General features: G+C 61.4%; 16 protein-coding genes. 9 read left to right on the plus strand and 7 right to left on the minus strand.

The genetic code is table 11. The features are described from left to right. Positions 1-13: 13 nt before the first annotated feature. The 4 genes from R3E82_17845 to R3E82_17860 form a co-directional block, all read right to left on the minus strand. Complete coding sequence (locus R3E82_17845; GenBank protein ID MEZ5552749.1) at positions 14-733, minus strand: PEP-CTERM sorting domain-containing protein; 720 nt, start codon at positions 731-733, stop codon at positions 14-16. A gap of 323 nt (positions 734-1,056) precedes the next feature. Continuing rightward, on the minus strand, positions 1,057-1,746 hold the full coding sequence (locus tag R3E82_17850) for a YdjY domain-containing protein (protein ID MEZ5552750.1): 690 nt from the start codon (positions 1,744-1,746) through the stop codon (positions 1,057-1,059). Next, the gene (locus R3E82_17855) at positions 1,746-2,717 is read right to left on the minus strand and encodes a methyltransferase (GenBank protein ID MEZ5552751.1); all 972 of its coding nucleotides are present in this window, start codon (positions 2,715-2,717) and stop codon (positions 1,746-1,748) included. The genes R3E82_17850 and R3E82_17855 overlap by 1 nt, the downstream gene beginning before the upstream one ends. Before the next feature lie 59 nt (positions 2,718-2,776). Next, the gene (locus R3E82_17860) at positions 2,777-4,024 is read right to left on the minus strand and encodes a hypothetical protein (GenBank protein ID MEZ5552752.1); all 1,248 of its coding nucleotides are present in this window, start codon (positions 4,022-4,024) and stop codon (positions 2,777-2,779) included. A 207-nt stretch (positions 4,025-4,231) separates the two neighbouring features. On the opposite strand from R3E82_17860, the gene R3E82_17865 reads away from it, so the two are divergent. The 4 genes from R3E82_17865 (at position 4,232) to R3E82_17880 (ending at position 10,348) form a co-directional block, all read left to right on the plus strand. Beyond that, entirely contained in the window at positions 4,232-5,614 is a 1,383-nt protein-coding gene (locus tag R3E82_17865; GenBank protein ID MEZ5552753.1) for a HAMP domain-containing sensor histidine kinase, read from the plus strand. 45 nt (positions 5,615-5,659) lie between these two features. Further along, on the plus strand, positions 5,660-7,063 hold the full coding sequence (locus R3E82_17870; protein MEZ5552754.1) for a sigma-54 dependent transcriptional regulator: 1,404 nt from the start codon (positions 5,660-5,662) through the stop codon (positions 7,061-7,063). A 317-nt stretch (positions 7,064-7,380) separates the two neighbouring features. After that, positions 7,381-8,454: a prenyltransferase/squalene oxidase repeat-containing protein gene (locus R3E82_17875; protein ID MEZ5552755.1), complete on the plus strand. Its 1,074-nt coding sequence runs from the start codon at positions 7,381-7,383 to the stop codon at positions 8,452-8,454. Positions 8,455-8,464: 10 nt separating this feature from the next. Continuing rightward, complete coding sequence (locus tag R3E82_17880; protein ID MEZ5552756.1) at positions 8,465-10,348, plus strand: TonB-dependent receptor; 1,884 nt, start codon at positions 8,465-8,467, stop codon at positions 10,346-10,348. On the opposite strand, the gene R3E82_17885 is transcribed toward R3E82_17880, so the two are convergent. Continuing rightward, complete coding sequence (locus R3E82_17885; protein MEZ5552757.1) at positions 10,349-11,089, minus strand: ThuA domain-containing protein; 741 nt, start codon at positions 11,087-11,089, stop codon at positions 10,349-10,351. Positions 11,090-11,159: 70 nt separating this feature from the next. Between R3E82_17885 and R3E82_17890 the strand changes: the two genes are divergently transcribed. Both R3E82_17890 and R3E82_17895 read left to right on the plus strand, forming a co-directional pair. Further along, positions 11,160-11,456 (plus strand): hypothetical protein, encoded by a 297-nt coding sequence (locus R3E82_17890; GenBank protein MEZ5552758.1) that lies wholly within the window; start codon positions 11,160-11,162, stop codon positions 11,454-11,456. Further along, the gene (locus tag R3E82_17895; GenBank protein ID MEZ5552759.1) at positions 11,456-12,346 is read left to right on the plus strand and encodes a GFA family protein; all 891 of its coding nucleotides are present in this window, start codon (positions 11,456-11,458) and stop codon (positions 12,344-12,346) included. The genes R3E82_17890 and R3E82_17895 overlap by 1 nt, the downstream gene beginning before the upstream one ends. Here R3E82_17895 and R3E82_17900 read toward each other — a convergent pair. Together R3E82_17900 and R3E82_17905 are read right to left on the minus strand one after the other, a co-directional pair. After that, complete coding sequence (locus R3E82_17900) at positions 12,321-13,529, minus strand: acyl-CoA dehydrogenase family protein (GenBank protein ID MEZ5552760.1); 1,209 nt, start codon at positions 13,527-13,529, stop codon at positions 12,321-12,323. The two genes, R3E82_17895 and R3E82_17900, sit on opposite strands and share 26 nt — an antisense overlap. A gap of 56 nt (positions 13,530-13,585) precedes the next feature. After that, complete coding sequence (locus R3E82_17905) at positions 13,586-14,707, minus strand: acyl-CoA dehydrogenase family protein (GenBank protein MEZ5552761.1); 1,122 nt, start codon at positions 14,705-14,707, stop codon at positions 13,586-13,588. Positions 14,708-14,810: 103 nt separating this feature from the next. Here R3E82_17905 and R3E82_17910 point away from each other — a divergent pair, with 103 nt between their 5' ends. From R3E82_17910 to R3E82_17920, 3 genes are read left to right on the plus strand one after another with little or no spacing between them, the layout of a single operon-like run. After that, complete coding sequence (locus tag R3E82_17910; protein ID MEZ5552762.1) at positions 14,811-16,781, plus strand: NAD(+) synthase; 1,971 nt, start codon at positions 14,811-14,813, stop codon at positions 16,779-16,781. 54 nt (positions 16,782-16,835) lie between these two features. Beyond that, the gene (locus R3E82_17915; protein ID MEZ5552763.1) at positions 16,836-17,795 is read left to right on the plus strand and encodes an MBL fold metallo-hydrolase; all 960 of its coding nucleotides are present in this window, start codon (positions 16,836-16,838) and stop codon (positions 17,793-17,795) included. Then, positions 17,795-18,397: a DUF924 family protein gene (locus R3E82_17920; protein ID MEZ5552764.1), complete on the plus strand. Its 603-nt coding sequence runs from the start codon at positions 17,795-17,797 to the stop codon at positions 18,395-18,397. Before R3E82_17915 ends, R3E82_17920 begins: the two co-directional genes overlap by 1 nt. Positions 18,398-18,428 lie beyond the last annotated feature (31 nt).

Here is an 18,428-nt window from a genome sequence, read left to right on the forward strand (position 1 = left end):
ATCGCGGGGTCAGCTACCGCGATCGAGCCATCGTCCACCGACGCCGGGACAGACCCAGCGCAAGCAGTCCCGCACCCAGCAGCAGGCTGGTGGCAGGCTCCGGCACCGAAACACTCCCGATACTGAGAACCGAGGAAAAGTAGACGACCTCCGCACTGTCCGGATCCGCATGGGCAAGGAAGAACCCGCCCGCAGGCATGATGGTGCTCAGGAGAAAATCGATGGATGCGACCTCACCGGCGGCCAGCACGAAATCCCAACCCAGTGCCATGGAAACGTCATCTACGAGTCCCGCCGGTACGCCATTGGAATTGTCGAGCAGTGACGAGAAGAAGTTGTCAAACACGTCGCCGAACACATACCCGGGCTCGTCGATTTCCCAGCTCTGACCCGCGCTCGCCGCGCCCGAGACAGCACCGTACTCGTTGAAGAAAGTGTTGACCCCCTCGCTCATCTCATGGTCGACGAACAGATCGACCGAATGCATCCCGGCGCCGGTCACGGTAAGACTGAGGGTGCCCAGCCCGGTCCCGTAGTCGAACAGCGTATCGTTGACACCGGCCGCTGAGAGCAGGGCGAAGTCACTGTCACAGGGGCCAAAATTACAGGTCGTGACGCCATCGATATTGATACCGTAATCGAACAGCACGATATCGGCCGCGCTCTGCGCCGCCCACAGCGTTCCGAGCAGCATCAGTCCGGAAATGCCAAGTTTCTGTGAAAAGGTTTTCAACTGCCTACCCTCACCGGTTTTACAATTCGTCTCTTCATACGGCTCCTGTGGAACGTGCCCTGCAGCGAGGCCGCGGTCGCGGAGTTTTTCACGCAAGTTTTGCACCAACCAGAAATAGACATGGTTAATCAATCAGTTAGCAACCCAGACCAGGGCTGCGTGGTGCCGACTGTCTTGCCCGCTTATCACCCCAGGTGCCCTGCTGCTGATGAAATTAACCGCCGTCAGGCGCCTAACCCCATGTTTTCACAGCATATATTGGATATCAGAACGACAGACCGACAGGAACAGCGCCTGGCATAAACTGTTCAGTTTTTCGACACTCACCGTACCTGACTGCGGGAGACGAGCACTTCGACACGCGTGGCCGCCGGCGGCATCAGCGTCGGATTCGCTGTGACGGCACCGTAATCACCCAGCCCGAGGCCGGTACGATGCTGCAGGATGCTGTCCGGATCGTGCACCACACCGATCAGCGTGCCGAATGATTCCGCCATATAGGTGCCATCTTCTGTGAACCGGGAGCCAATGTAGACCCAGTCATGAGTCACAGGCCCGCCTTCGTTGCGCAGCAGTTCCCCGAGCGGATATTCATGCTGCTCACCTCGCTCCAGCCAGCGCACCCTGAGATCCACAGCGTCCCCCCGCAGTACCGCAGGATCGAAATGGTAAGCAGGCGGCGTCGCATGCTCTGCATCGAGGCCGATCAGGATACAGGCGAGGTTGAATGCCACTGCATTCGTATCGAGCTCTATGGTTGCCTCGTAGGCTTTGAATCCACCCCGGGTGACGGCCAGGAATTCGATGGGCATGGCGTCCGTGTCAATTTCGAGCACTGCACCCGGGACGCTGAAACGGCCGGCGCGCTGGTCGATCTCGATGGCGCCGATTCGATACCGCCCTTCACCGAGATCCTCGACATCGGATGCCGGCGCCTGCGCGCGCGCATACTCCTGCGGGAAACCCAGCAGTACCATGAGGGCGATCAGCGCGAGGGCTTTCGATCGAACCATCAGTTTTTCACTCCGCTGACCACACGATGCGGCATCGGTGGCGGAAACGGCTGCACGGTGATCGCCGTCATGCCTGCCTGTCTCATCCAGGCAGCCACATCCGCATCGGCATGCACTCCACCGTCCGGGGCGGTGAGCATCATGTTGATTCCGAACAGGGCCGCAAACGGAGGGCTGATGCCACCCGCATCCGTGAATACGTCACTGACGATCAGCCTGCCGCCCGGCAGCAGTGCGTCCGCCGCTCTTCCGATGAGTCGCCGACAGCTCTCCGGGGTCTCACGATGCAGCAGCCCGGAGATAAGGACGAGGTCGTTGCTGCCCGGGAACACCGTGTCCTGGAAACTACCGGCCAGGGTAGTTACCCGCTCGGCAACGCCCATCGTGGCAATGATTTCCCGTGCGTGCGCTACGATGCCCGGAAGATCCAGTACCACGGCGCGCAGCTCTGGGTGGCGTTGTGCGAACAGGGCCGCATAGGTGCCCGGACCACCCGCCACATCGAGCATCTGTCGGACACCCTCGAAGGGCACCAGCTCCACCAGCACCCGACCGATACCCAACGCCCGGTCGTGCATGCCGTAGACGAAATCCCTGGTCACCGCGGTATCCTCACCCAGATACGTGGCGCTCCCCAGCTGCGGCTCATCGTTGCGCAGTGCCTGTTCGAGCCTTCCCCAGGTCTGGTAGAGATTGTCGCTGTAGCGGATTGCATTGCCCAGATAGCCGGGTTGTCCGGACACCAGAAATCCAGCCGCCAGCGCGCTGTTCGCATAGCATCCGGCATCCTCTGTCAGCAGGCCGAGTCCGACACAGGCATTCAACAGCAGCCGGGTGGGGCGCGGTGCCGTGGCGAGCCTCCCGCACAGAGTCTCGAGGTCGGCAGGGCCATCCGCGAGCCGTTCGAAGACACCGATCCGATTGGCAGTCAACAGCACCTGGGATTCCCAGAACGCGGTCGACAACGCCATGACCGGTCCCGGATCCTGTCCCGGGACGGTTCCATGCGACGGGGAGGAAGCTGTGGGCTTCACGACGCGCTGCCGCCCGCAGCGCATTCCGCGTCGATGTCACACTCCATCTGCATGTAGGCGCAGCGACGACACATGAAACCGTCCCAGAATTCGACACCGTGACGTTCACGAACAGCCCGGTAACCGATCATCAGTCGTTCGAAGTAGCTGCGCAGACGGGACAGGTACTCCGGATGATCGCGACCGCCGATCGGCCAGTAGAGGGAATAAATCGGAGTGATACCGCGGCTGCACAGATCTTCCGCTCCCGCGATCGCAAGATCCGCCGCCTGCTGCCAGTCGAGTTCGAATTCGGGTTCGAGCTCGATTCCGGCAACCATGGCGCTGTACACACGGCCACGGCCCCACAGTCCGACAGCGTATTCGAGCGCCCTGATCCAGCGCTCGTAGCCGACGTAACGATCCTTGCCGGGGCAGATCTTCGAAAACAGCGGCTGCGACCAGACTTCCAGATTGAAGGAGACCGAATCGACGAGTTTGTCCCGATGCAGCGCCTCCATGCAGTCGTCGGGCAACGCACCGGAACCGCAGGCCACCGGAATTCGCCGTTCGTTGACATCCTGTACGGCGCCAGCGATCTCGAAGTAACGTTTGCCCTCTTCCCGCCAGTCGGTCAATGAACCGGCCACCAGATAGAGATGCCGGGGTGCGGATTCTGCGATCACGGCGCGCAGGGTTTCCCCCAGACGGTGATAGGTGCGGGTCGGCAGCGACGTGACACCGGCGACCTGGCCGAGGTGTTGCGTGCGTTTGTCCGGCGCACCGTAAGCACAGAAGGTGCATCTCATGGACACACCCTGCTGCTTCTGCAGAAAATACTCGCAGCCGGGTGCCACGTTGATGACCGCCATGTCGCCGTGCAGGCTCACTCCTGTCTGCGCCATGGGAAACCCATCCGAGGTCGTTGCCTGCATCCATTGCGGCCGCGGTTCAAATTCGATCGGCAGACCCTCGCCACCGCCGTCGCGCAGCAATCGGTAACCGTCCGCAGCACTGCCCATCACATGCCAGGGTGACTCCGCAGCACCTTTGATTCTGACCATAGTGCCATCTGCGGTCCGCAGCATGTAGGGGATCTCGACCTTTCCCTCTCCCGTAGGATCGTGCTCTCCGGGTGCGAACCGGTAGGGGTAAAAATTGGGAAACGAACGCTCCGCGGCCGCACCGAGGGAGTCGGTGTAACGCAGGCCTTCAAACAGCAGATCCAACTTCAGACTCGCAACCGGACCGAGAGACTCAATCACAACCGCTCCCTATTCCTGTACCCAGAATTTCCTGCACCCCGAATTTCCTGTACCCCGAATTTCCTGTACCCCGAAACCCGGCGCCGCCGCAACCGAATCGAGCTGCAGGCTCGAATCGAGACTTTCCATCAGTGGTTCCGACGATCGCCAGTATAGCTTATGGTTGTCCATCGCAATGCGCAGCCCAACGGCCTACGAAGTTCGCAAGTGAAGTCCGGCATCAGTCTCTACCTGCGGGTTTTCCTGCCGTTCTCGGCAACACTCGTCATCGCCATGCTGGTCGCCTGGTGGGCGGCTTCCGGTCTGCTCGCCGGTGCCCTCGAAAACAGGGTGCACAATCAGATTACTCATGCTGCGGAAATCATCGCGCAGGGCACCTTTCCATTCACCCGCGACCTGCTCGTGCAGATCGGAGCTCTGCAGAACGCTCACTTCGCGCTGCTGCGCGCGGACGGCACTATCGGCCTGGCGACATTCAGCGAGTCCGAATGGTCCACACTGGCAGGGATCGTAGAGTTCGGCAGAACGCATCCGCAACAGAAATTCACCGAAGATCACGCCATCGTGATTGCACCCTTCGCGAGCGGACGCGCCAGCGAGTACACCCACGTTGCAGGCCTGGCATCCCTGACGGTTGTGCAATCCGCAGCCCGCCGCACGGCCCTGATTCTCGGGCTCCTGACCCTCGCCGGAGTAGCTGTGGTTGCCTGGTGGGGACATCGCCTGAGCAGCGCTGTCACCCGACCGATCCGCGAACTCGCCGATATGGCGCGCAGCATTGCCGGTGGCGGCCGGGAGCCAATCAGCGTGCCCAGGAAGGTGCGGCCAGGCGTGCGGGAGATCGCCGAGCTGGCACAGGCCCTGGACGATATGACCACCCGACTCGGCGACTATGAACGCGATCTGTTACGGGCAAATCGCCTCGCCAGCCTCGGCGAAATCACCTCACGGGTAGCGCACGAGATCCGCAACCCGCTGACCGCCATCAAACTGCAGCTGCAGCTGCTCGAGGAGCGGCTCGACGGACACGACGAGGCAGTGCTTGCCGGACGGCTGCTCGCGGAAATTCAGCGCCTCGAGCTGATCGTGGCCAGCACGGTCGCCATCGGCCGGCCCCAGGTCATCGAAACCCGCCTGGAAAACCTCAGTACGGTGGTAGAGGACGTGATAACTCTGATCGGGCCTCAGTTCGAACATCTCCGAATCGAACTCCAGCCCCGACTGGAGACCATCGCACCGATCGCAATCGACAGCGCCCGCCTGAAACAGGTGCTTTTCAATCTCCTCACCAACGCCACCGATGCCATGCCGGCGGGCGGCACCGTGCGGATCACCACCACGAGAGATCAGGCGCAGGTACTGCTGCAGGTCGAGGATTCGGGTCCGGGTTTCCCGAAAGAATTCCGCACCGCCGATCTCTTCGCGGCCGGTGACTTCGGCACAACCAGTACCAAACCCAATGGTCTCGGACTCGGGCTCGTCGTCTGCCGGGAGATCATCGAGCTGCATGGCGGCACCATCGCCATTGACCGCAGCCCGTCCCTGGGTGGTGCCCGCTTCACCATCCACTTGCCGGTGCAGGACGGGTGATGAGGTACACTCTCTGCCCACGTCAGTCACCCTGATATGTCACCCATGGCGAAGATCCTGGTCGCGGACGACGAACGTGCCATCTGCGAAGCCTTCAGCCTGCTGCTTAAGACCGAAGGCCACACACCGCTGATCGCCTCCACCGGCCGCAGCGCGCTGGATGTTTTCCGTCGTGATCGACCGCAGGCAGTCTTTCTCGACGTGCAGATGCCCGACATGTCAGGGATCGACGTCCTCCAGCAGATCCATCTCGACGAGCCGGATCTACCGGTGATCATCATGACGGCGCATGGCTCCGTGCAGACGGCCATGCGCGCAATGCAACTCGGTGCTTTCGACTACCTGGGTAAACCACTGGAACTGCCGCAGATCAGGGCCCAGCTCAAACGCATGCTGCATCAACCCCGCGGCGAACCCGAGGCCAGCACCGCTGCATCCTTCGACGTCGCAGATCAGCGGATCCACATCATCGGCAGCAGCAGCCCGATGCAGGATCTGTTCAAGATGATGGGACTGCTCACAGACAACGATCTGACCGTGCTCATCACCGGAGAAAGTGGCGTCGGCAAAGATCTCGTAGCCCAGGCAATCCACCACCATGGCCCCCGCCACGAGCTGCCGTTCGTGGCAATCAACTGCGCGGCGATACCCGAGAACCTGCTGGAAAGCGAACTGTTCGGTCATGAGAAAGGCGCATTCACCGACGCCCACACACGCCGTATCGGAAAGTTCGAGGCCGCGATGGCAGGTACCCTGTTTCTGGATGAAATTTCGGAGCTGCCTCAGCACCTCCAGGCAAAACTGCTGAGGGTCCTGCAGGACCACAGATTTGAACGGGTCGGGGGTTCGGAATCGATTCCGCTGCGAGCCAGAATTATCGCGGCGACCAATCGCCAGCACCAGCCGGACTCAGCGCAACGACCGCTGCGCAGCGATTTCTACTACCGGCTCAGTCTGGTCAACCTTCACATCCCGCCGTTGCGGGAGCGCCGTGGTGATATCCCCGAACTGGCCCGCCATTTCCTGCGCATGGCAAACGCAAGCCTTGGCCGCACACTGCAGAGCATCGAACCCCAGGCGATGGCTCGGCTGCTTGAACATCCCTGGCCCGGCAATGTCCGGGAACTCGAAAATACCGTCAAACGATCGGCGCTCATCGCCAGAGGCGACATCCTCACGGAGCAGGATCTGCAGTTCGATCCCGTGCCGTTTCTGGAGCCTCACCCCCAGGGCACCGTGCGGCAGCATCTCGACCAGACCGTGCGCACCGCAATGGCCGAACTTCTCGAGGAAACACCCCGGGTAACTGCGCCTTATCGCACCATCGTCGAGCAGGTGGAGCAGACACTGATCGACGAAGCTCTGCGACGCTGCGACGGCAATCAGGTCGCCGCATCCAGTCTGCTCGGCATCAACCGCACTACACTGCGCAAAAAACACCAGGGATAGTTCGCCTTTACCGGGGGCAACGAAGCACCGCTTGGAGCAGGCGCTGTACAGGTACTGCACAGCGCCTGTACCAGTTTGCACGGATAGAAACCCTGTACCACGCGGTGCGAATCTACACCGCCAGCACATACATCTGTTAATTCAACGGCTTAGGCTTACAAAACCAGGCAACGCAGCTGGCACAATACCTGCCTTACAGTTAACTGCTTTCGACAGGGTGGAGTATCAATGGCTGCAACACAGCAGAACCTGGGAATCAGCGCAGTGCCTGTCCCGGCGACACCATCACTCCACCGACAACCGAGGTTTCCACGATCATGAAACTCCTCCTCGCAACGTTGCTGTTGCCGGTCAGCCTGACTGCAATTGCCGCCACACCCGAGCCCATGGATGCCGCTTTGCGCGAACGCGCCGGCCGCTCGGTAGATGCCGGTCTGCACTATCTCCGCTATCAACAGGCCCCGGATGGTTCCTGGTCCGATTCCGTGGGTATCACGGCTCTGGCAGTGCGCGCCTTTCTCGAAAGCCACCGCGGCTACGACGATACGGACGGTCCATTCATCACGCGACCTATCTCCTACATTCTCAGCTACGTCAACGACGATGGTTCCATCAGCGAATCGAACCAGAATCGCAGCTACAACACCGCGGTGGCGGTCACCGCTCTGGTCGCCACTGACAATCCCGCTCACGCAGAGGTGATCGCAAACGCCCAGCGTTTCCTCAGCGGCCACCAGATCGACGAAGGCGAAGGCTATACACCGCAGCACCGCTATTATGGCGGCATAGGCTATGGTGGTGATGAACGCCCGGACATGTCGAATCAATATCTCGCGATGGAGGCACTCTCCAGATCGAAACTGTCGGCGGATGATCCTGTCTGGCAACGGGCATTGATCTTCATCTCCCGGTCGCAGAACCTCAGCGCTACCAATGACCAGGAGTGGGCGGAAGACGACGGTGGCTTTACCTACATGCCCGGCAGCAGCCCACACGGCGGCACGGGATCTTACGGCGGGGTCACCCACGCAGGACTCATCAGCCTTTTATTTGCCGGCGCCGATCGCAGCGATCCGCGGGTGCAGGGAGCCTACAACTGGATTCGTGCGAACTATACCCTCGACGAAAATCCCGGCGCACCGGACAAACAGGGTCTTTTCTACTACTACACCGCGTTCGCTAAAAGCATGAAAGCCTTCGGTGAGATTACAGTCGTGGATACCCAGGGTGTGGAGCACAACTGGCGCAACAATCTGGCTGCCAAGCTCATCAGTCTGCAGGCTGCCGATGGATCCTGGGTCAATGATCTGTCTCCGCGCTGGATGGAAGGAAATCCACATCTGTGCACCGCAAGATCGGTGATCTCGCTCAATCAGGCACTGGCAAAGTAGCAGCACAGCAGTGAAAACTGTCATCATAATTCTGGTTCTTGCACTGGCCCTGCCGGCCGCTGCCGCAGAATCTGCCGGGATTGAATCCGTGGTGGTAACCGGCAGCCGCCTGCACGGCACATCGACCGACATTCCAGCTCACGTGACCATTATCGATCGTGCCATGCTCGAAGCGAGGCAATCGCGCGACGTACTCGACGCGCTGCGCTCGGTCGCCGGTCTTCAGGTGACTGAGAATGGCGGACGTGGTGGCATTTCGTCGGTCTACCTGCGCGGTGCAGAGGCAAATTTCACAGTCGTGCTGATCGATGGCATGCGTGTCAACGATCCGAACAACACCCGGGGCGGGTCCTTCGATTTCTCGACGATCAATCTGGCGGAAGTCGAGCGCATCGAAATCGTTCGTGGCGCGCTAAGCTCCGTGTACGGGGCGGACGCACTCGCCGGAGTGATCAACATCATTACCCGGGAAACCAGCAGCGAATCGAAGCTGGCCATAGATGCCGAACTTGGAGAAGACGACTTCTATCGGGGCTCGATTTTCCTGAATGCCGCCATGGGCAGATCCACTCAGATAAACCTCACGGCAACGGCGACTGACGAAGGCGACGCGATCGAGGGCAACTCCTTCTCGAGCCAGACCATGACAGGTCGCCTGTTCAGCGCACCCGGCGACACGGTGGAGCTGGAGTTGTCCGGCCGCTACATGGATTCGGACGCGAGGGCATTTCCAGAAGACAGCGGTGGTCCGCAGCTTGCAGTCCTGCGCAACACGGATCGACGGGATCAGTCCCAGTTGAGTATTTCAGGAAAAGCGCGGTGGGCGGCAACCGGGGCCCTGCTGTTGAGCTTCGATGCCGGGTATCTGGAGCATGATGAAACCTACGTATCTGCGGGGATCGCCCCCGGTGTGCTGAGCGGCGTGCCTCCCAACAGCTCGGGCTCCGATCTCGAGCGCACCTCACTTGGAGCCAACGCGACCCTTGATGCCACGGACTGGCTGCAGACAATCATCGGCATCGATTTCATGGACGAGCGAGGCAGACAGGAGGGCGAGGTGGAGCTCTTCCCTGGCTTTTCGTTACCAACGGATTTCGATCTGGATCGGGATATTCTCGGGCTGTTCACAGAGCTTCGCGCCGCGGTTCCGGCTGGCTTCCTGTTCAGCGCATCCCTTCGCCATGACGATCCCAGCACTCATTCCGCAAGAACCACAGGTCGCATCGGAGTTCAATATCAGCGCGGCGACACCCGTCTGTTCGCCAGCTGGAGCGAGGGATACAAACTCCCCAGTTTTTTTGCATTGGGTAATGCACTGGTCGGGAATCCTGACCTGCGACCGGAATCCAGCACCAGCTGGGAGGTGGGTGCTTCCCAGTCGGCCCTGGATGGCAGACTGGATCTGACCATCGCTGCATTCAAGGCCGAGTACGAGGATCTCATTGATTTCGACTTCGATCTGTTCACCAACATCAATCGTGACAAGGTCGACACCCAGGGATTCGAACTTACCGCCACCGCCCGACCGGCACCGCAGATCGATCTGACCATGCATGTGACGTACGTGGATATCGACGTCGCAAACTCTGACGTTACCCTGCGTCAGCGACCGGAGTGGCGCGGCGGCCTGTCCGCGTCCTGGGACATAGCACCTGATGTGACAATCAGTGCGGACTGGCTGAACGTGGGTTCGACATTCGATTCATCCGTGCCCACGGCCGGTCTGACGCTCGATGGCTACGATCGGGTGGATGTCGAGATATCCTGGCGTCCTGCGGAGGATCTGCGCCTCTGGCTCGCGATCGACAATGCACTCGATGAGAACTACCAGGAAACCATCGGATTTCCAGCGCTGGGAACCCGCTCCCGGCTGGGCTTCCGGTACCGGTTCTGATCAATCGGCTCCCGGCGCGATGAACCAGCCCGTCGGTGACTGCGGACTGTGTCGCGTCTCCACCTCCGCCAGCTGTGCCTGATGTGCCCAGCGCACGGCATTGCACAGTACCCGACCGATCTGCGGCTGGTGATAGATCGGATAGGTTTCATGGCCGGGACTGAAATAGAACACCCGGCCCTTGCCGCGGTGGAAACAGCAGCCGCTGCGGAACACCTCTCCACCGCTGAAGTTACTGACGAATACCAGCTCATCCGGCACCGGAATGTCGAAATACTCGCCGTACATCTCATGGCCTGGCAGCTGGATCGGCTGGCGGATGCCCTGAGCGATGGGGTGCGTGGGCGCCACGCACCAGATCAGTTCCCGGTCTTCGGCTTCCCGCCAGCGCAGATTGCAGGTGGTGCCCATCAGCCGGGTGAAGATCTTCGACAGGTGGGCCGAGTGCAGCACGATCAGTCCCATGCCCTGCAGCACCCGATCCTGCACCCGTCTGACCACCGCGTTGTCCACCAGATCATGGCCGAGGTGCCCCCACCAGATCAGGACATCCACGGTATCGAGACGCGCTGCAGTCAACCCGTGTTCCGGCTGATCGAGGGTGGCGGTCCCGATCACCGCCTCCGGCAGTCCAGTCCGGATCTGGCCGGCGATTGCCGCATGGATGCCATCCGGATAGATGCTCCGCACCGCCTCATCGCGCTTCTCATGCAGAAACTCGTTCCAGACCAGAACATTCACCAGCCGCTCTCCACGCCTATGGGAATTTTCGATTCGTCGCATAGAATACCCGCACTGACAGGAGACGCGAATGGCAGGCAAGGCGACGGCAGTCAGGAATGAAATCGGCCCGCTGCTCGATCAGCTGATCGTGCAGCTGACCCTGGAAGGCAGCGCCACCCAGCGCGCCTATTTCGATCGGATCCGCCGCTCGCTGCATCTGGCGAGCCTCGACACCGATCTGGCGCCGCCCATACTCGCCCTTTCCACCAGCGCTGCCGTGGGCTTCCGCTTCTCCCGGGAAGCGGACGCGCTCGTACACCGGATCCTCGAGAAAGCCGTGCAGCTGACCGGGCTGACCGAAGATCCGCACCCCAGAATCCACTGATGGCGCAGTCCCGACCAGACCCGGACCCGGAGCTCATCACCGGCGGCTGCCTGTGCGGCCGCTACCGGTTCGCAGCCAGACCGCATCCGCTCTGGATCGCCCACTGTCACTGCCGATCCTGTCGGCTCGCAACCGGTGCTCCGATTGCCACTTTTGTGGGATTTCCGCAGGGTCAGGTGAGCTTCGAGCCGGCACCGCCAAAATTCGCCTCATCACCCCCCGTGCTGCGGGCTTTCTGCGAGCGCTGCGGCACAGCACTGAGCTACGAGGCCGAGTTCCATCCGGGTGAGATCCACCTCTACCGGAGTACCCTGGATCGGCCGGCAGACTTTTCCGCTACACGGCATGTCCTCTTCGATGAGCGGGAGCCGGATTTCGACGTCTGGGACGACCTGCCCCGCTACGGCAGCGGGAGTCGCGCTGCAATTGCCTGGGGGCCGAAACCCGCACTGCGCGTTCTCTTCCTGTGCACGGGCAATTCCGCCCGCAGCATTCTCGCCGAAGGGGTGCTGAATCGTCGTGACGCCGAACTGGATGGGCAGCGGGTGCTGGCACACAGCGCAGGCAGTCAGCCGACGGGTAAGGTGCATCCGGACGCCCGTGCGCTGCTGCAGGATCGCGCCTGGCAGTTCGATGCGCAGCGCAGCAAGTCCTGGGACGAATTCCGGCTCGCGCCCCATATCGACTGGGTGATCACCCTGTGCGGGCAGGGGGCAGAAGGCTGCCCCGTGTTTCCGGGCAGGGCGCAGCGGCAGCACTGGCCGCTGCCGGACCCGGCCAGCGGTGCTGCCAGCTTCCCGGATACCCTGCAGGCGATCGAGCAACGGGTGGATGCGTTCCTCGATGAGCTCGGGGCAAGCCCGATCAGTTGCCGGTCGGCACCTCGTTGAAGGGAATGCCCTTGTCTACCCGCACATCCTGGGGCAGACCGAGTACCCGCTCGGCGATGATGTTGGCCATGATCTCGTCGGTGCCACCGGCAATCCGTAGTCCCGGAATCGCCATGTAGGTGCCCTGATAGATGCCGGCTTCTTCGGCGAACTTGTCGTCCCAGATCGCCCCGGACTGCTCGAGCAGATCGATGGCGAAGGAGGCCATGTCCTGGGTCTTGGGTGCTCCGACCAGCTTGCCGATGGAGTTCTCGGGACCCGGGATCGCACCCCGGGACAGCGCCGACAGGGTGCGGTAAGACGTGTACTTCAGACCTGCTTCCTGGCAGTACCAGTCCGCCAGCCTGGCTCTGACCGCATCGCTGCGGATGGCCGGCTTGCCATCGATCTGCACCCTGGATGCGAGTTCGAACACCGAATCGAAACCGACGTTGGAACCACCCGCGCCGATCGACGCCCGCTCGTTCATCAGGGTGGTCAGTGACACCTGCCAGCCCTGCCCCACCGCGCCGAGGCGCTGGCTGTCCGGAATGCGCACGTCGGTGAAATACACCTCGTTGAAGTTCGCATCACCCGACAGCTGCTTGATCGGTTTGATCTCCACGCCGGGCGACTTCATGTCCAGATAGAAGTAAGTCAGGCCCTTGTGCTTGGGCACGGTGGGATCCGAACGTACCACCAGGATGCCGTAATCCGAGTAGTGAGCGCCGGATGTCCAGATCTTCTGGCCATTGATGACCCACTCATCGCCATCTTTCACCGCCTTGGTGCGCAGTGCGGCCAGGTCAGAACCACCGGCCGGTTCGGAAAAGAGCTGACACCAGATGTCTTCACCACTGGCCAGCCGCGGCAGGTAGCGCTTCTTGGCCTCATCGTCCGCCCAGGTCATGAGGGTCGGTGCAGCCATGCCCTGGCCGATGCCGAATACGCCGCCGGGAAGTTCGTACTTCGATTCTTCCTGGTTCCAGATCACCTGCTCGATGGTGCTGGCACCGCGACCGCCGTATTCCTTTGGCCAGGTGATGCACGCCCAGCCCGCGTCGTATTTGCGCTTCTGCCAGAGTTTCGCCTGCTCGATGTAACCCAGACCTTTGAGTTCTTTCTTCTTCGGCACATTCGCCTTCAACCATGCGCGGGCTTCTTTGCGGAATGCTGCTTCTTCCTTGGTATCACTGAAATCCATGCTGCTGCTCCTGAAATTCTCTACTCAAATATTCTTACGCCGTGATGCGGGTGCGTTTATGCGGCCCGGCTTGCCTCGATCGCGCTGATCAGCCGGTCCTGCCAGAGACCTTCACTGCCGATGTTCACACTCAGCACCTTCGAGCGGCGATAGAAGAACTGACAATCGAACTCCCACGTGTAGCCCATCCCGCCATGGGTCTGGATGTTCTCTTTCGACGCGAAGTAGTAGGCCTGGATCGCGGATACCCGGGCGGTGGCGGCCGCAATCGGCAGTTCGGCCGCGTTGGTATTCAGGGCCCACGCGCCGTAGTAACAGTTGGACCGCGCCAGGGTGTTCTTCACGTACATGTTGGCGAGTTTGTGCTTGATGGCCTGATAAGAAGCAATCGGTCGACCGAAGGCGTAGCGGCCGAGTGCATAGGCCTTGGCCTGTTCCAGCGCCGCCTGGGCGCCCCCCACCTGTTCCCAGGCGAACAGTACCGCCGCCCGATCGAGGAGGGTGTCGAGCAGACGCATGCCGTGCCCGGCCCGGCCGAGGGGCTGGGCCTTTGCAGCAGCAAACTTCACCCGGCTGTGACCCCGGGTCGGGTCGAGGGTCTGCACCGGGGCGATGTCGACCTTCTTTCCCTGATCGAGCGTGACCAGCTGCAGGCTGGCGCCGTCACCCCCCGAGTGGCGGGCGAGCACGATGGCAAAGTTGGCGATGGCACCGTCCGCCACGGGAATCTTGGTGCCGCTGAGTTTGCCGTCCTTCACCCTGGTCGTGAGTTCCTTGGCATTGAGACGCCCCGGGCCTTCCGCAAAGGCAAAGGTACCAATGGCCTCTCCGGTTGCCAGTTTCGGCAGCCACTCCTCCTTCTGGGCTTTGGAGCCGGCGAGCAGCAGGGCCTCGGTGGCGAGATAGACCGAAGATGAAAAGGGTACCGGTGCCACCACCCGGCCGAGCTCTTCGGCAATCACACACAGCTCCAGGTAGGAAAGGCCGAGTCCGCCGTATTCTTCCGGAATGACCGTGGCCGCCCAGCCCATTTCCGCGATTTTTCCCCACAGGCCGGCATCGTAGTCGCTGTTGCCATCCAGGACCTTGCGGACCAGCCCGGGCGGGCAATTGTCCGCCAGAAACCCCTGCGCCTGTTCGCGCAGCATGTTCTGTTCTTCAGAAAACTCGAAGTTCATGACATTCCTTACCGATAAATTCGAGCCGCCAATAATGGCCAACTCCTCTGGAAAAGGCGAGTCGGTAGAACCACGGGGTCCGACACCGGTGTAGAATTCATCGATGAATCCAGCTCAACCCCGCCACAGGGCGACTGATTTCGGCGAACTCGGTTTCCTGCGCGTCGCTTCGATCGCCCCTGCACTGCACCTCGCAGATCCGGAAGCGAACGCAACCCGGATTGTCGAGCAGCTGAACGCGCTGCAGCAGCAGGCTGTTGCCCTCGCCCTGTTTCCGGAACTGTCTGTAACCGGCTACACCTGCGAGGATCTGTTTTTCAGTGACGATCTGCACCAGCGCACGCTCACCGCGCTGGCCACCATTGCCACGGCCTGCACAGACATCGCCGCCGTCGTCGGTGTGCCCTGGCGTCTGCGCGACGGTCGTCTTCTCAACTGTGCGGCCGTACTCTCCGACGGCCGCCTGCGTGGCCTCGTACCGAAATCCGAGCACCCCAACTATGGGGAGTTCTACGACCGTCGCTGGTTCGCCCCGGGTGCCGGTGTGCATGAACTCATCGACGCAGCAGACCCGGTGCTGGTTGACCACCGGCAGCTCTTCGAGATCGCCGGCGTCTGCTTCGGGATAGAGATCTGTGAGGACTTCTGGGCACCGGAACCACCCGGTATCCGTCACGCTCTGGCAGGTGCGGAGCTCATCGTGAATCTGTCGGCAAGCAACGAACTCGTCGCCAAAGCCGAATACCGTCGCGAGCTGGTGCGCATGGCCAGTGCCCGGGGCATCTGCGGTTATCTTTACGCCGGCAGCGGCCCGCTGGAATCCACCAAGGACGTTGTCTACGGTGGACATCTGCTGGCGGCGGAAAACGGTGTGATTCTCGCGGAGAGCGAACGGTTCAGTTTCAGCACCAGTGTGCTCATCACCGAATTCGACGTGCAGAAACTGCGCCACGACCGGATGCAGAACAGCACCTTCGCCAATGCCCGCCGTCCTGAGGGTTACCATCGGGTGTGGATGGGTACGAAAGTCGCGGAGTTGCCCGAACTCCTGCGACCCATCGACGCCCATCCTTTCGTGCCGGCGGACGAGGCACAACTGGACGCCAGGGCCAGCGAGATTCTCAACATACAGGCCACCGGGCTGGCCAGGCGCATGCTCTCAACAGGCGGCAGCGAACTGGTCATCGGCCTGTCCGGCGGACTGGATTCCACACTGGCCTTCCTGGTATGCCTCGATGCGCTGAAAAAACTCGAGGAGCCTCTCGACGCCCTGCATCCGTTGACACTGCCGGGCCCCGGCACCAGCGAACACACCCTGCACACGGCACACCAGCTGGCCCGGGCCGCCGGTGTGCGACTGAAAGAAATCGACATCTCCGCTGCGGTGAAGCAGCACCTGGAAGATCTCGGTCACACCGACCGCACCGATGTGGTATTCGAGAACGCACAGGCCCGGGAGCGCACCCAGATTCTTTTCAATCATGCCAACAAGGTACGCGGACTGGTGGTCGGCACCGGCGATCTGTCGGAACTCGCCCTCGGCTGGTGTACGTTCAACGCCGACCACATGGCGAGTTACAACGTCAACGCCAGCGTCCCGAAAACCATGATGGCTTACCTGCTGCGCTGGTATGCGGTGCATCGCGCCAATGACGCCCTGGCCGCAGTCCTGGAACGGGTACTCGCCACTCCGATTTCACCCGAACTCATCGAACCCGGGCAAGGCGCTGAGCAGACGGGAGCCATCGTGCAGCGTACCGAAGAGATTATCGGACCTTACGAACTTCACGATTTCTTTCTGTTCCACTTTCTGCGCAACGGGGCCGGCGTGAAGAAAATATTCGCACTCGCCACGGTGGCATTCGCCGGTTCCTATCCGCCCGAAGTCATTCAACGCTGGCTGCGTATTTTCGTGCAGCGCTTCTTCTCCCAGCAGTTCAAACGAACCACCCTGCCACCAGGTCCCAAGATCGGTTCGGTGAGCCTTTCACCGCGCGGTGACTGGCGCATGCCGGACGAAGCTTCCGCCGCAGGCCTGCTTGCGCAGATCGACGCACTGTCGGAGCAACTCTGAAGGCGCGGATGATCGATCAGCGTCTCCCTGACCACTGACCTCCCGGAGTCACCCGTGACCAGAATTCTCCATCAACGATCCATCGTGCAATTTGTCGCCGGCCTCGGCGCTGTGTGTTTCACCACCCTGCTGGCTTCAGACGCGCTGGCAGCCAGCGGCTCCCGGCAGTGCGGAGCGGAAGGCGTCTGGGTGCAGATTCTGGGTGCCGGCGGATCCGAACTCGATGATGGACAGTCGGGTTCGAGCTATCTGGTGTGGATCGACAACCAGGCACGGCTGCTGGTGGATACCGGCCCGGGATCGTCTCTGCGTTTCGACGAATCGGGCGCCGTTTTCCGGGACCTGGATGCCATCGTGTTCACCCAGTTGCACGCGGATCACACCACTGACTTTCCCGCCTACGTGGAAGGATCCGAGTTTGCCGAGCGGGACCGGCCGCTCCCGGTCTACGGCCCGGAAGGCAACGCCGATTATCCGGATACCGAAACCTTCATCACCCGTCTCATCGGGCCCAGTGGTGCGTTTTCCTACCTGCAGGACTTCCTCAGCCATCGCTCCAGGGGCGGCTACAAGATCAACCCGCGCAACGTGCCTGCAACCGGTCAGAGACGCTGGGCGCGATTCGGCAGTGAATTTCTGCGCCTGTCTTCAATCCCGGTTACCCATGGCAACGTCCCCGCCATCGCCTGGCGCGTGGAAATCGGCGAGCAGAACATCGTCTTCACCGGCGACTTCAACAACACCAAAAACGTGATCCCGGAGTTCGCGGCAGGGGCAGACGCCTTGGTAGTGACCCACGCGATACCCGACAACGCCCGCGGCGAAGCCCGTGACTTCCATGTGACACCGACCCAGATCGGTCGTATTGCCCGCCAGGCCCAGGTCCGCATGGTGATTCTCAGTCATCGCATGAATCGCACCCGGGGCAGAGAATCCATGAGCCGCAGCGCGATCGAAGCCGAGTACATGGGTCCGCTCATATTTGCCAACGACCTGGAGTGCTGGGGGATCTAGTGGCCGAAGCGCTGCTGCACTTCTGGTTTGGTACGTTCACCGATGGTTTCTCGGATTCCGCACACAGAAAGCGCTGGTTCTCGGGTGGGGCGGACTTCGACGAAGAGTGCCGTCTGCGCTTCGGTCCGCTGAGTGCGGCGATCATCGCCGGAGAGCATGAAGACTGGCTCGATACACCCCGCGGCCGCCTTGCCTGCATCCTGGCCTGTGATCAGTTGCCACGGAACATTCACCGCGGCACAGCGGCCGCATTCTCGGGAGACGCCCGGGCACTGCAGATCGCAAAGTTGGGCGTGGAACTGTCTCTGGATCGGGATCTCGAATTCGATGAGAGAGCGTTTTTCTATATGCCCTTCGAGCATTCGGAGCGTCTTATCGATCAGCATACGAGTGTCGGGCTGTTTACCCGGTTGCGGGACGCAACGCCCTCCGGCAGACGTCATCTCAGCGGCAGTTACCTGCAGTTCGCCCAGCAGCACCGGGATCTGATCGAGCGCTTCGGTCGCTTCCCCCACCGCAACGGTGTGCTTGGAAGAATCTCGACTCCGGAAGAGCTGGAATATCTGCGCGGTGGCAATGACTTCGGTCAGACAAGCCACTGAACGCCAACTGGTCCGTCCGGATCGGTAGGGC

The sequence above is a fragment of the Pseudomonadales bacterium genome, assembly GCA_041395945.1.
Lineage (GTDB): Bacteria > Pseudomonadota > Gammaproteobacteria > Pseudomonadales > Azotimanducaceae > SZUA-309.